The following is a 13,397-nucleotide window of genomic DNA, read 5'->3' on the forward strand; positions in this document are numbered from 1 at the left end:
ACCTTAGCGTCAGAACCGGAGTCAGGCAAACGCCAAAAATTCTGCACAGGCATGATTTTATCGCCTCGCACTGCCTTCATTCTCCCGCTCGGGACAAAACACTGCCTGTGAGCACTAACCAGTCAGAAATATCAGGAAGGCTGGAAAAATTACAGTATTAAATTATGTCCATAGCGGACCTGAAACTAAAACGAGGGAAGAAAACCGGCGAAGTGACATACGCCGGTGATTCAGAAAGGAAAGTGATGAAACGGGCAGATGAAGCATTACTCCTGATAAAGCTGATCGATTTCCTTCTGATAACGGCTGAAAATATTTTTGCGGCGCAGTTTAAGGGTCGGGGTCAGTTCACCCGCTTCCATCGTGAAAGGTTTGGTCAGCAACACAAACTTTTTCACCTGCTCAAAACCGGCAAGATCATGCTGAATCTCGCGTAGCTGGTGGGCAAACAGCGAGAGGATCTGCTCGTTTTTCACCAGTCCGGCGCGATTGAAATAATCAATACGGTGCGCCTGGGCATAGACGTTCAGCACATCAAAATCAGGCACGATCAGCGCAGAAACAAAGTGCCTTTCATCGGCGATGACTGCCGCCTGCTCGATATAACGATCCTGCACCAGCGTGCCTTCGATACGCTGCGGAGCAATGTATTTTCCGCCCGACGTTTTCATCAGATCTTTGAGTCGTTCGGTAATAAACACATTCCCTTGTGCATCCATTTTCCCGGCATCACCGGTTTTAAACCAGCCGTCGGCAGTGAAACTGGCCGCCGTCTCTTCCGGTTTATTGAAGTAACCCCGCAGGAGTGTTGGGCCGCGAACCTGAATCTCATTCTCCTCGCCGATCCGCACTTCAATCTCTGGTAACGCCGTTCCGACAGAACCAAAGCGGAAATCATTTTCTTCCCAGCAGGTCACCGTCGCGCACGTTTCCGTCAGGCCGTAGCCGTATTTGATTTTCAGACCGAGTGATTCGAAAAACAGAATGACATTGTCGTCCAGACTTGCACCGGCGGCAGGCAGAAAACGCAGATTGCCACCCAGCAAATCACGCAGCTTTTTTAGCACCAGTTTATCGGCGAGAAAATGCGCAGGCGCCAGCCAGAACGGATAACGTTCGCCACGGCGCTCGATCAAAAACTTCTCTTTGCCCTGCCCGACGGCCCAGTGGAAAAGCCGCTTTTTGAGGGTTCCCGCGCGAGAGACTTTGTCGTGGATCGCGCTGAACACTTTTTCATAGAAGCGCGGTACCGCACACATTACTGTCGGTTTAATGGCCTGCAAAGCATCACGCACCAGATCAGTTTCGCGCAGGAAGACGTTTTGCGCACCGCAATGCATCACGAAGAAACTCCACGCGCGTTCAAAAACGTGCGCCAGCGGCAGAAAACAAAGGGAAACATCATGCTCCGAAATGCTCAGACGCCTTTCATGCTGCATCAGTTGCGTCGCCATGCTGCGGTAATCCAGCATCACACCTTTTGCTTCTCCGGTGGTGCCCGAAGTATAGATGAGCGTGAACAGATCACTCAGGTCACGGGCATTCACCCGCACTTCACGCTCAGCAGCTAAAGCAGCATCCCGGGGAACAATGCCTGAAACATGCCGGGCAATGGGTACGCCACGTAAATCGACATCATTGTCCAGCACCAGTATGTGTTTCAGCTGCGGGCAGAGATCACGCACAGCCACCGCCGCGTCATATTGTTTCTGACCGACGACAAACAAAATACGGACATCCGCATCATTGAGTACATATGCAGACTGCGCGGGTGTATTGGTGGCATAAACCGGCACGGTGACAGCACGCAATTGCAGGATCGCAAGATCTGCTGTCGCCCAGGCCATCGAATTATTCCCGCAAATGGCGATCCGTTCCTGAACGCCCACTTGCTCCTGCAATAACACGTCGGATAAGGCATCCACTTTCTCGCCCAGCTCACGCCAGGTCAGGGCAGATTCTGCCGCTGGCGACCACTCGCGAAATGCAGTCTGTTCAGCGCGGGCAACGACTTGCTGACGAAAACGGGAAATCAGATGGTAATTATTTAAGGTTGGATTCATTGAGCGTTTATACCGGCGTCCAGCGTAGTCAGTAAAAGGAGGGAGCTGACTGCATTGCTCTGTTACAAAGATTTAACGCAGTCTACCGACAAAGATTGCAAGGCGAAATGAAATTGTAGGAGCTGCAGCAGGGTTTTGGAAATATCACGCGGAATTTCTAAGACAAAAAAAACCTGCAGGACTCTAACGAGGAGAAAAAAACCTGCAGGATAAAAAACTATCTGATAAAGAACAGGCAGCCGCTTTCGCTGCGATCACCTCTGCCAAAAAAGTCGTAATGACTGACTGATTACAGAGAAACAACACACTGGCTCAATAATGTTTTCATCCACATATTACCTTTGTCTTTGCTGGATGATTCGTGCCAGGAAAGATAACAAGTCAGCGTATTTTTCATCCACGGCAGTGGAATGACGGATAAATTAAGTATCCCTGCATTTGCCTGTGCCAGCCAGCGCGGCACCAGTGCAACCATCTCGGTTTTGGAGACAATTTCCATGACGCTGAACAGATCGGTTCCTTGATAGGAAATCAGCGAAACTAACTCAGAGTCGTCGTAATAAGGTGAACTGAAAGAATAGAAGCGGTCCATCATCATGACAGCATGTTTTTCTTTCAGATACTTTTCATCAGACATATGCGGACTGATACGGGGATGATTTTGCGCCGCGACCAGAACCAGCTCATCATTAAATAAGGCATGATTGCAAAAATCAGCACGCTCAAATTTACGATAACTGATCACAAATTCTATATTCTGGTAACGCAGCTGATGTTCAATATCATCGTTAACAATCGTTTGCAGTTTAACACTGACACCCGGCGATAATTCTTCGGCGGCCTTCAGCACCAGGCTGGTGAAGCGTTTATCGAGCGGGCTGCAAATAGCGACATTAAACTGGCGTGTGCTGAGATAAGGGTCAAAACCTGCCCCCGGCAGTTCGTTCATCACCAGTTGCAAAGCCTGTCTGATCGGGCCAAACAGTTGACGTGCGCGCATCGTCGGTTGGATCCCGCGCCCGAAACGCACAAACAAGTCATCATTAAACATCACTTTCAAACGGGCAACGGCATTACTGACCGCTGGCTGGGACATCCCCAACATATTGGCTGCACGTGTAATATTTTGTAATTGCATGACGGCATCAAAAACCGTTAATAAATTTAAATCAACATTGCGAAGGTGCGTTTCTGCCTCAGCGGTTTTAGGTTGTATTTCTGTATCGGCGTCAGACATGATATCCCTCATAATAGACATTCGAATCCAAATAAAATGATTATCTTCAATAATCTATTTCGTAAAGCGCAGCATTGAGATGGTATTGGGGAACATAAATATTGGCAGAGAAAACGCAGCAAATTCTCATCAATTTATTTTCAGAAAAATATGAATTTTTGTTTCCAATAATCAGAAACAGAAATACAAATTTTATTTCCCACAAAGAAACTGATGATATCAAACAGCAAAATATTTCCGTAAACAACATTCTAAAAATGAATAATAAGTTAAGCCATACTAAATCATTTTTAATTCACTGTATTAAATAGAGTATTTATCCAGGCGCCCCCGGGCGGGTGCATTTTTTTTGTTCTTATTTTTCCGCCCCCCTTTAAAACCTTCATCCCGAGTACCTCCGCGACGCCAGTGTTTTATGCTAAATGAGATTCAATATCATTTTGGCGATTTTCTGGAATTTCCACACAGTGAAGGTTGACATACCGCACACATTCCCGTATCACTTTAGTCACTGTTTGAACGATATCCGTTCTGACCACCCGATGATGAGAAGCTGAAACACATGTTCATGATGACCCGTCTCCTAGGCCTACTACTCAACGCAGAATATTTGCGCGGTAAGCCAGTGGGCGAAAATCAGAACTGATTCAACTTCCACAGACAATAAACCCGCGCCGATGCGCGGGTTTTTTTTTATCTCCCGCAGGGCGCGAAAGTAAAAGCAGACAAGGAATAACCCATGAGCGAGCAAGTCATTATTTTCGATACCACGCTGCGTGACGGTGAACAGGCGTTACAAGCCAGCCTGAGTGTTAAAGAGAAGATTCAAATTGCAATGGCGCTGGAAAGAATGGGCGTTGACGTGATGGAAGTCGGCTTCCCGGTCTCCTCTCCCGGCGATTTCGAGTCCGTACAAACTATCGCACGCCAGATTAAAAATAGCCGTGTTTGCGGTCTGGCCCGCTGTGTGGACGGTGACATCGACGCCGCTGCCGAAGCATTACGCGTCGCAGAAGCTTTCCGTATCCACGTCTTCCTGGCCACTTCTACCCTGCACATTGAATCCAAACTGAAGCGCTCGTTTGATCAGGTGCTGGAAATGGCCACGCATTCCGTGAAACGCGCCCGTAATTACACTGACGACGTCGAATTCTCCTGCGAAGATGCCGGCCGTACCCCGCTGGATAATCTGTGCCGCGTGGTCGAAGCTGCAATCAAAGCCGGGGCGACCACCATCAACATTCCTGACACCGTGGGTTACACGACGCCGGTTCAGTTCGGTGGAATCATCACCAATTTGTATGAGCGTGTTCCAAACATTGATAAAGCGATTATTTCCGTTCACTGCCACGATGATCTGGGCATGGCTGTCGGTAACTCCATCGCCGCGATACAGGCCGGTGCGCGCCAGGTTGAAGGCACATTGAACGGTATCGGTGAACGCGCCGGTAACACTGCGCTGGAAGAAGTGATCATGGCGATCCGCACCCGCAGCGACTACATGAACGTTCACACCAACATTAATCACAAAGAAATCTACCGCACCAGCCAGATTGTCAGCCAGATAACCAACATGCCGATCCCGGGCAACAAAGCCATTGTCGGCTCTAACGCCTTCGCACACTCCTCCGGGATCCATCAGGACGGCGTGCTGAAAAACCGTGAAAACTACGAAATCATGACCCCGGAATCCATCGGTCTGAATCAGGTTCAGTTGAACCTGACTTCCCGTTCCGGTCGTGCTGCCGTTAAGCATCGCATGGAAGAAATGGGCTACAAAGAAGCTGATTACAATCTGGATCATCTGTATGCCGCGTTCCTGAAGCTGGCCGACAAAAAAGGTCAGGTTTTCGACTACGATTTAGAAGCACTGGTCTTCATTAACAAGCAGCAGGAAGAACCTGAATTCTATCGTCTGGATAACTTCAGCGTGCAGTCCGGCTCAAAAATTACCGCCACTGCGTCAGTCAATCTGGCCTGTGGCGAAGAAATCATTACCGAAGCCGCTACCGGCAACGGTCCGGTAGATGCCGTGTATCAGGCTATCAACCGCATCACCGGTTATCAGATTGAACTGGTGAAATACCAGCTGAGCGCCAAAGGTCAGGGCCGCGATGCTCTGGGTCAGGTTGACGTGGTCGTCTCCTTCAATGGCCGCCGCTTCCACGGTGTCGGGCTGGCGACAGACATTGTCGAATCCTCCGCAAAAGCGATGGTACACGTACTGAATAACATCTGGCGCAGCAAACAAGTTGAGATCGAAAAACAACGTTTGCAGCAGACAGGTCAGCAACACAACAACATTCAAAATAATCAGGAAACGGTGTGAACATGAGCAAGACCCATCATATTGCCGTCTTACCCGGAGACGGAATTGGCCCGGAAGTCATGGCCCAGGCATATAAAGTTCTGGACGCAGTACGTCAGCGTTTTGGCCTGAAGATCACCACCAGCGAATACGATGTGGGTGGCGCAGCCATCGACAAACATGGCAGCCCGTTGCCGCCAGCGACCGTTGCCGGTTGTGAACAAGCTGATGCGATTCTTTTCGGCTCCGTGGGTGGCCCGAAATGGGAACATCTGCCCCCAAACGATCAGCCTGAGCGTGGCGCATTATTGCCACTGCGCAAACATTTCAAGTTGTTTAGTAATCTGCGCCCTGCCCGCCTGTATCAGGGGCTGGAAGAGTTTTGTCCGTTGCGTGCCGATATCGCCGCAAAAGGCTTCGACATTCTGTGTGTTCGTGAACTGACGGGCGGTATTTACTTCGGTCAGCCTAAAGGTCGCGAAGGTCAGGGCATGCACGAGAAAGCATTTGATACCGAAGTGTATTACCGTTTTGAGATTGAACGCATCGCCCGCATCGCCTTTGAATCAGCGCGCAAACGCCGCAGCAAAGTGACCTCCATCGATAAAGCGAACGTGTTGCAGACTTCCATTATGTGGCGTGAAGTGGTTAACGAAATCGCTAAAGATTACCCGGATGTCAGCCTGAGCCACATGTACATCGATAACGCGACCATGCAGCTGATTAAAGATCCGTCGCAGTTTGACGTGTTGCTGTGTTCAAACTTATTCGGCGACATCCTGTCGGACGAATGCGCGATGATCACCGGTTCGATGGGGATGTTGCCTTCTGCCAGCATGAACGAGCAGGCGTTTGGTCTGTTCGAGCCTGCGGGGGGGTCAGCCCCGGATATCGCCGGTAAAAACATTGCCAACCCGATTGCACAAATTTTGTCCGCCGCACTGTTACTGCGTTACAGTCTGGGTGCTGATGATGCAGCCAATGCTATCGAGCAGGCGGTTAATAAAGCACTGGAAGCAGGCCACCGCACCGGCGATTTAGCTAACGGTCAGCAGGCGCTGGGTACCAATGAAATGGGCGATATCATTGCCCGCTTTGTGAAAGAAGGGGCATAACATGGCCAAAACTCTGTATCAGAAATTGTTTGATGCGCATGTGGTTTACGAAGCGCAAAACGAAACGCCATTGTTATACATTGACCGCCATCTGGTTCACGAAGTGACCTCTCCGCAGGCGTTTGACGGCTTGCGTGCGATGGGCCGTCAGGTTCGCCAGCCAGGTAAAACCTTTGCGACCATGGATCACAACGTGTCCACGCAAACTAAAGACATCAATGCGAGCGGCGAAATGGCGCGCATCCAGATGCAGGAATTAATCAAGAACTGTGCTGAATTCGGCGTGCAGTTGTATGACCTGAATCACCCGTATCAGGGCATCGTTCACGTTATCGGCCCTGAACAGGGCATGACGTTGCCGGGAATGACGATTGTCTGCGGTGATTCCCATACCGCCACGCACGGCGCGTTTGGCTCACTGGCATTCGGTATCGGGACTTCGGAAGTTGAACACGTTCTGGCGACACAAACCCTGAAACAGGGTCGCGCTAAAACCATGAAAATTGAAGTGACCGGCGAAGCTCCTGTCGGTATCACAGCGAAAGATATCGTTCTGGCGATTATCGGGAAAACCGGCAGCGCAGGCGGCACCGGTCACGTGGTGGAATTCTGCGGTAAAGCGATTGAAGCGTTAAGCATGGAAGGTCGTATGACCCTGTGCAACATGGCGATCGAAATGGGGGCGAAAGCCGGTCTGGTTGCACCGGATGAAACTACGTTTGCTTATCTGAAGGGCCGTCAGTTTGCGCCGAAAGATCAGAACTGGGACGCGGCGGTCGAATACTGGAAAACCCTGAAAACCGAAGATGGGGCGAAGTTCGACAGCGTTGTTACGCTGGATGCGTCTGAAATCGCACCACAGGTCACCTGGGGTACCAACCCGGGTCAGGTGATGGCCGTGAATCAGACCATCCCGGACCCGGCATCCTTTGCCGATCCGGTAGAACGTGCCTCAGCGGAAAAAGCGCTGGTGTATATGGATTTGCAGCCGGGCATTAAACTGACCGACGTGGCGATTGATAAAGTGTTCATCGGCTCCTGCACCAATTCCCGTATCGAAGATTTACGCGCTGCGGCAGCGGTGGCCAAAGGCCGTAAAGTGGCGAACGGCGTACAGGCCATTGTGGTACCGGGATCCGGCCCGGTAAAAGCGCAGGCGGAAGAAGAAGGGCTGGATAAGATCTTCATCGAAGCGGGCTTTGAATGGCGTCTGCCAGGCTGCTCTATGTGTCTGGCGATGAACAATGACCGTCTGGAACCGGGCGAACGTTGCGCGTCTACCAGCAACCGTAACTTCGAAGGCCGTCAGGGTCGTGGCGGTCGCACGCATCTGGTCAGCCCGGCAATGGCGGCAGCGGCGGCGGTCACCGGCCGTTTCGCTGATATCCGTGAACTGAACTGAGGAAAACACCATGGCTAAATTTACCCAACACATCGGTCTGGTGGTTCCGCTGGATGCAGCTAACGTCGATACCGATGCCATCATTCCAAAACAGTTTTTACAAAAAGTCACCCGTACCGGTTTTGGCCAGCATCTGTTTAATGACTGGCGTTTTCTGGACGATGCCGGTCAGGTGCCAAATCCTGATTTCGTGCTGAACAAACCGCGCTACAAAGGCGCGAGTATTTTGCTGGCACGCGAAAACTTTGGCTGCGGTTCTTCCCGCGAACATGCGCCATGGGCACTGACCGATTACGGTTTCCATGCTGTGATCGCGCCAAGCTTTGCCGATATCTTTTACGGTAACTCATTCAACAACCAGTTGCTGCCAATCACGCTGAGCGACGCCGAAGTGGATGAACTGTTTGAGCTGGTGAAAGCTAACGAAGGCATTCAGTTCGAAGTGGATCTGGAAGCGCAGACTGTTAAAGCGGGCGATAAAAGCTATCCGTTTGTCATCGACAGCTTCCGTCGTCACTGCATGATCAACGGTCTGGACAGCATCGGTCTGACCTTGCAGCATGAAGAAAATATCTCCGGCTACGAGAAGAATCAGCCTGCGTTTATGCAGTGATTATTATCTGTAAACGATGAAGAAGGCGGGCCCAGCCCCGCTTTCTTCATCAGCCTTCAGGCATCCCCGAAAGCCTCTGCAAAGTTACCCCTGCATAGTCATCCTGTCTTCAGTTTCTTTGTCACGATTATTTCACTTACAGCGATGGGATCCTGGTACTTGCCTGATAAAAAATCGACTGAACCATAATTTTTTTCGATGGAATAACAGTAATCATATTCAAAACACTTCTAATATTTTTACTCAACAACGGCGAATGCACAAATATCGGCCACCATTTAATTAGCTTTTCTTAGAAACTATAAACTCCATTAATGGAACAGCCTCTCTATATACTTTTTTAATATATTTAGTAATATCTAACATAGGATAAGAAGAGGATGTTTTAAATAATCCTAAATTGGGATCGAGAAAAAAACATTCCGAAGCACTGTAGCGAAACGCCGCAACGGCATGATAGCCAACCTCACCCGGTACCTCAGAAAACCGGAAAGCAATGATCGCTCCGGTGAGAGGGTGAGCCTGACCAAAACTGTTTACCCCGTTAAATAACATGAAATCATTACGTGTTATCAGACGATACTGTAAACCGGGAACGCCAGTTATTCTTTCCTTTTCTGCCTGACGGAAATTTTTATAATTAACAAAGACCTGATGGCGTCCTGTCTGACGTTTCGGATCCTGCTGGCTCTCCTTGCAGCTCCTCAGATAGCTCTCGTGCCGCCGGTATGAACGTTCAAGCAATAGCCTCAGCTTCGCAGTATCAGAGGGGATTAAGGCTTTCTTGTCAGGTGTCAGTGGCGTGGAGAACCAACCGGAAAGCCAGCCGGAAAACCAGCCCCCCCTTTGTTGTACCGGCCTTTCTTTTAATATATCGCCCAGCCACGTCAGGCATAACCCAATACAGCAGCCCTCAGATTTTTTCTCATCAATAAATGAATTATATGTTTTCCTGATAAGTACAACTGGAATCATATTTAATACCCTGCATTAGAATTTTAAGAAAGACGATATTATAGAAAATACTTTTCATTAGCCATACAGGTAAAGAGGATGCGAAGTACTTAAAACATTAATCTTTGCAGGATAAAAACAGATATTTCAAAATTATTAAGACGTTGCCGGAACAAGCAAAAAACGGAATATATTATTCAGTTGAATAGGTTAAAGAGCGAATAAATCGCTCATTAACCTTACGTCATTTAAACATCTTTGACTTTATACATCAGCCCGAGCGCCACCACCGCCAGCACAGTTGCCGCCCAGTAGACCGGATAATGGCCGAAGTTTTCCACGATAAAGCCCTGCAGCAACCCCGCGCAAATCACACCGGTGGAAATGCTGTTGGTGAATAGCGTAGTCGCTGAACCTGCCCTTCCCGGCATCAGATCCTGAAAATACAGCATGCCGATCCCCGCCACGATGCCGATGAAAATCGCATTGAACAGTTGCAGGATCATCAGCGCCGCCTTGAACTGAAACGCCACCAGTCCGGCATAGAAAATCACACCACTCGCCACGGCATACAGCATCAGCTTGCGTTTGCCGGTACGTTTCACCAGATATCCGGCCAGCAACATGGCAGGAATTTCCAGCCCGGCCGCCGTCCCCATCAGCAAGCCTGCCAGCCCTTCCGGCAGGCCCAAATCGCTGGTGATGTACAGCGGCATATCAATGACATACATGATATTGCAGGTCCACATCAGCAAAGAAGAAAAGAACAGCAGACGAACATCTTTGTTACGCCAGGCGCTGGCATGCACTACTTTTTCGTCCACTGGCAGTTCAAGGCGTGGTACTGAGGGCAGGAAAAACAGAATCATCAGTATGCTGCCGACAAACACCGCTGCCGCACTCAGGTACATTGGCGTAAAGCCGTAGTTCAACGCCACCATGAACGACAGCGGCGGGCCAAGCACCCAGGCCAGCGAGAGCATCGCACGCATCATCGAGCTGAACATCACCACTTCACTGGCGGAGCGATCCGCATGTTCCCGCGCCAGTGCAAAGAGCTGGGGCATCGACGCGTTACCTATGGCTGCCAGCAACACACCGACAGTGATCAGCACCAGATAATCGCGGCTGAAGGCAAAGACCAGACTGTTGCCGATCGCCATCAGGCAGCAGAACATCAGCAATTTCCGCCGGTCGCCTTTGTTATCGGAACGGTTAGCCAGCAGAAAGCTGATCGCGATCCCCGCGATGGCGTTAACGGTATAAAAGAAGCCGACCCACAGCGGACGGACCTTCACTTCGTTGGTCAGAAACAGACTCAGCGTCGGCGCCTGTAATGCACCCGCCACGCCGCACAGCAAGGAGACCACCAGAAAGGTGACATAAATACGATTAAAACGAGGTTTTGACATGACGTCGTCCCTGAGAAATGAATGCAGATAAAGCAAGACAGACAGTGTAGCGAAGTTTCAGTCGGTTCTGGAAAATGAGCATAAAAAAACCAGTGAGTTTCCTCACTGGCTGGTGACAATACACCATTACTCAGAAAATCGAATTTAGTCAGACCTGAAGTCACAGTCGCCGGCGGTATTGCTCGTCGTCCATCGTTTCCATATCCCACTGCGTGAGACGGGACAGAATATCCAGACGGTACTGCACCGGAACCCAGGACAGCCAGTCTGCATGATTTTTAGAGGCGTTTTTTTTGATGGCTTCAAAATAACGCTGATAGAAACGGGCGTTCAGACTGCGTTTCATGATGATCTCCGGTTGTTCACAACAGGCTTTCGTTGAGAAACAGTATCGGCGTAATATGAGGAAAGATAAATTGATGAAGATCGGCCACGGAGTTCCTCTTTTATGTCCTCATCCCGTTTGCAACAACAGTTCATCCGCTTATGGCAAAGCTGTCACGGTGAAGAAACTGAAACGACATTACAGGCACTGTCAGAAGTCCTGAACTGTTCACGCAGACACATGCGCTCGTTGCTCAGCACCATGCAGGGACAGGGCTGGCTGACGTGGGATGCAGAGGCCGGACGCGGCAAACGATCCACGCTGAAATTTCTTTATACCGGGCTGGCACTCCAGCAACAGCGCGCTGAAGAGCTGCTGGAACAGGACAGCATTGATCAGCTGGTACAACTGGTCGGCGACAAAACCCTGGTGCGCCAGATGCTGCTGTCCCAGCTCGGTCGCAGTTTCCGTCAGGGCAAACATATTCTGCGCGTACTGTATTATCGCCCGCTGATGAATCTGCTGCCCGGCACCATGTTGCGCCGTTCAGAAACCCACATTGCCAGACAAATCTTTAGCGGCCTGACACGCATAAATGAGGAAAATGGGGAAGCGGAAGGCGATTTAGCCCATCACTGGCAGGAAGTTTCGCCGCTGCACTGGCGGTTTTATCTGCGCCCCGCCATTCATTTTCATCATGGTCGCGAACTCGAGATGGCAGATATTATCGCCACGTTTATTCGCCTGAAAACGCATCCGCTGTTCAGCAACCTGAAATCAGTCACGACGCCCACGGCGAATGTCATAGATATCCACCTGAATGAACCCGACCGCTGGCTGCCGTGGTTGTTTGGCAATATCCACGCGATGATCCTGCCGCAGGAATGGCAGTCACTGCCTGATTTTGCCCGCCATCCGGTCGGCACCGGCCCTTACGCCGTGGTGCGTAATCTGAAAACACAGCTGCGCATCCGCGCCTTTGACGATTATTTTGGCTTCCGGGCACTGATCGACGAGGTGAATATCTGGGTATTACCGGAACTGAGTGAAGAGCTGGTGCATTCCGGCGTACAGCTTCAGGCCGATGAATCAGGCAAAAGCGAGCTGGAAAGTCGCCTTGAAGAAGGCTGCTATTTCCTGTTATTTGACCAGCGTTCGCCGGTCGGACAATCTGAAGAAACACGCCAGTGGTTGTGCGATTTACTCAATCCCATCGCCTTACTGAATAATGCCGAACCGATTTACCAGCGCTACTGGTCTCCGGCGTATGGCCTGCTGCCGCGATGGCATCACAAAGCGCCCCGGCCACGTCCGCCCAAACCGCAAAACCTGACGCAGGTAACGCTGACATTTTACGGCGAGCATTCCGAACATCAGGCGATCTGCAACGCCCTGCGCCCGTTGCTGGCGGAAGAAGGTATCGAACTGATTATTCAGATAGTGGATTACGCAGTCTGGCACCGCGGCGATGCCAAAAGTGATCTGTGGCTCGGCAGTGCCAACTTCACCCTGCCGCTGGAGTTTTCACTGTTCGCGCATTTCTACGAATTGCCGCTGGCAAAGCATTGCTTTAGCGAAGAGATGAACGACGATGCCGCCCTGTGGCACGCCGGGAATTTATCGATGGCGAAATGGAGCCAGAAACAGACGGTCAGCCATCAGATCCATCCCCTGTTCCATCACTGGCTGGTGCTACAGGGGCAACGCAGTATGCGCGGTGTGCGTATGAACACCCTCGGCTGGTTCGACTTTAAATCCGCCTGGTTTGCCCCACCGGACAGTTAATCGGACTATCGCATCGCGCCGTTAATCTCTAGAATGACATCCGTTCTCAACGGGGTGCCCGACTTGTTAAAGCTGCGATGTAAACGCCGTGAGCAAGTTTGGCTGAGATTTGAAACCCGTCGAACCTGATCCGGTTAATCCCGGCGGAGGGATTTGAGACTGCGCGATGCTTACTCAAAATCC

Annotated in this window: 10 protein-coding genes and 1 riboswitch; of the genes, 5 read left to right on the plus strand and 5 right to left on the minus strand. The window is 50.5% G+C overall.

What is annotated here, in order from left to right; translation table 11 throughout:
* Positions 1-266 precede the first annotated feature (266 nt).
* Both GW591_RS13605 and leuO read right to left on the minus strand, forming a co-directional pair.
* On the minus strand, positions 267-2,063 hold the full coding sequence (locus tag GW591_RS13605) for an AMP-dependent synthetase/ligase (protein ID WP_013577022.1): 1,797 nt from the start codon (positions 2,061-2,063) through the stop codon (positions 267-269).
* A gap of 289 nt (positions 2,064-2,352) precedes the next feature.
* Positions 2,353-3,300, minus strand: coding sequence for a transcriptional regulator LeuO (gene leuO / locus GW591_RS13610; protein WP_013577023.1), 948 nt, complete (start codon positions 3,298-3,300; stop codon positions 2,353-2,355).
* 739 nt (positions 3,301-4,039) lie between these two features.
* Here leuO and leuA point away from each other — a divergent pair.
* Genes leuA through leuD form a run of 4 tightly spaced genes read left to right on the plus strand, consistent with a single transcriptional unit; the run spans position 4,040 to position 8,738 of the window.
* Positions 4,040-5,629 carry a 2-isopropylmalate synthase gene (gene leuA, locus GW591_RS13620; RefSeq protein ID WP_013577024.1) on the plus strand — a complete coding sequence of 530 codons (1,590 nt, stop codon included), beginning with the start codon at positions 4,040-4,042 and terminating at the stop codon, positions 5,627-5,629.
* Positions 5,630-5,631: 2 nt separating this feature from the next.
* Positions 5,632-6,723: a 3-isopropylmalate dehydrogenase gene (leuB, locus tag GW591_RS13625; protein WP_013577025.1), complete on the plus strand. Its 1,092-nt coding sequence runs from the start codon at positions 5,632-5,634 to the stop codon at positions 6,721-6,723.
* A gap of 1 nt (position 6,724) precedes the next feature.
* Complete coding sequence (gene leuC / locus GW591_RS13630) at positions 6,725-8,125, plus strand: 3-isopropylmalate dehydratase large subunit (protein ID WP_121019701.1); 1,401 nt, start codon at positions 6,725-6,727, stop codon at positions 8,123-8,125.
* 10 nt (positions 8,126-8,135) lie between these two features.
* Positions 8,136-8,738 (plus strand): 3-isopropylmalate dehydratase small subunit, encoded by a 603-nt coding sequence (gene leuD / locus GW591_RS13635; RefSeq protein ID WP_013577027.1) that lies wholly within the window; start codon positions 8,136-8,138, stop codon positions 8,736-8,738.
* Positions 8,739-9,020: 282 nt separating this feature from the next.
* On the opposite strand, the gene GW591_RS13640 is transcribed toward leuD, so the two are convergent.
* From GW591_RS13640 to sgrT, 3 genes are all read right to left on the minus strand, one after another.
* Positions 9,021-9,713, minus strand: a complete 693-nt coding sequence (locus GW591_RS13640; RefSeq protein WP_013577028.1) for a hypothetical protein — start codon at positions 9,711-9,713, stop codon at positions 9,021-9,023.
* A 227-nt stretch (positions 9,714-9,940) separates the two neighbouring features.
* Positions 9,941-11,104, minus strand: coding sequence for an MFS transporter (locus GW591_RS13645; RefSeq protein WP_037033441.1), 1,164 nt, complete (start codon positions 11,102-11,104; stop codon positions 9,941-9,943).
* Between the two features lie 160 nt (positions 11,105-11,264).
* A complete protein-coding gene (gene sgrT, locus GW591_RS13650; protein WP_037033442.1) occupies positions 11,265-11,450 on the minus strand; it encodes a glucose uptake inhibitor SgrT in 186 nt (61 codons plus the stop codon).
* Positions 11,451-11,552: 102 nt separating this feature from the next.
* Here sgrT and sgrR point away from each other — a divergent pair, with 102 nt between their 5' ends.
* Positions 11,553-13,214: an HTH-type transcriptional regulator SgrR gene (gene sgrR / locus GW591_RS13655; RefSeq protein WP_112197245.1), complete on the plus strand. Its 1,662-nt coding sequence runs from the start codon at positions 11,553-11,555 to the stop codon at positions 13,212-13,214.
* Positions 13,215-13,254: 40 nt separating this feature from the next.
* Positions 13,255-13,384, plus strand: a riboswitch (TPP riboswitch).
* The last annotated feature ends 13 nt before the right edge of the window (positions 13,385-13,397 follow it).

The organism is Rahnella aceris (genome assembly GCF_011684115.1).
In the GTDB taxonomy this organism is placed as follows: domain Bacteria; phylum Pseudomonadota; class Gammaproteobacteria; order Enterobacterales; family Enterobacteriaceae; genus Rahnella; species Rahnella aceris.

Coding starts and splice junctions, on each gene's coding strand:
- leuD (WP_013577027.1), top strand. CDS start 8,136: ATGGCTAAATTTACCCAACACATCGGTCTGGTGGTTCCGCTGGATGCA.
- sgrR (WP_112197245.1), top strand. CDS start 11,553: ATGTCCTCATCCCGTTTGCAACAACAGTTCATCCGCTTATGGCAAAGC.
- leuC (WP_121019701.1), top strand. CDS start 6,725: ATGGCCAAAACTCTGTATCAGAAATTGTTTGATGCGCATGTGGTTTAC.
- sgrT (WP_037033442.1), bottom strand. CDS start 11,450: ATGAAACGCAGTCTGAACGCCCGTTTCTATCAGCGTTATTTTGAAGCC.
- leuO (WP_013577023.1), bottom strand. CDS start 3,300: ATGTCTGACGCCGATACAGAAATACAACCTAAAACCGCTGAGGCAGAA.
- GW591_RS13645 (WP_037033441.1), bottom strand. CDS start 11,104: ATGTCAAAACCTCGTTTTAATCGTATTTATGTCACCTTTCTGGTGGTC.
- leuA (WP_013577024.1), top strand. CDS start 4,040: ATGAGCGAGCAAGTCATTATTTTCGATACCACGCTGCGTGACGGTGAA.
- GW591_RS13605 (WP_013577022.1), bottom strand. CDS start 2,063: ATGAATCCAACCTTAAATAATTACCATCTGATTTCCCGTTTTCGTCAG.
- GW591_RS13640 (WP_013577028.1), bottom strand. CDS start 9,713: ATGATTCCAGTTGTACTTATCAGGAAAACATATAATTCATTTATTGAT.
- leuB (WP_013577025.1), top strand. CDS start 5,632: ATGAGCAAGACCCATCATATTGCCGTCTTACCCGGAGACGGAATTGGC.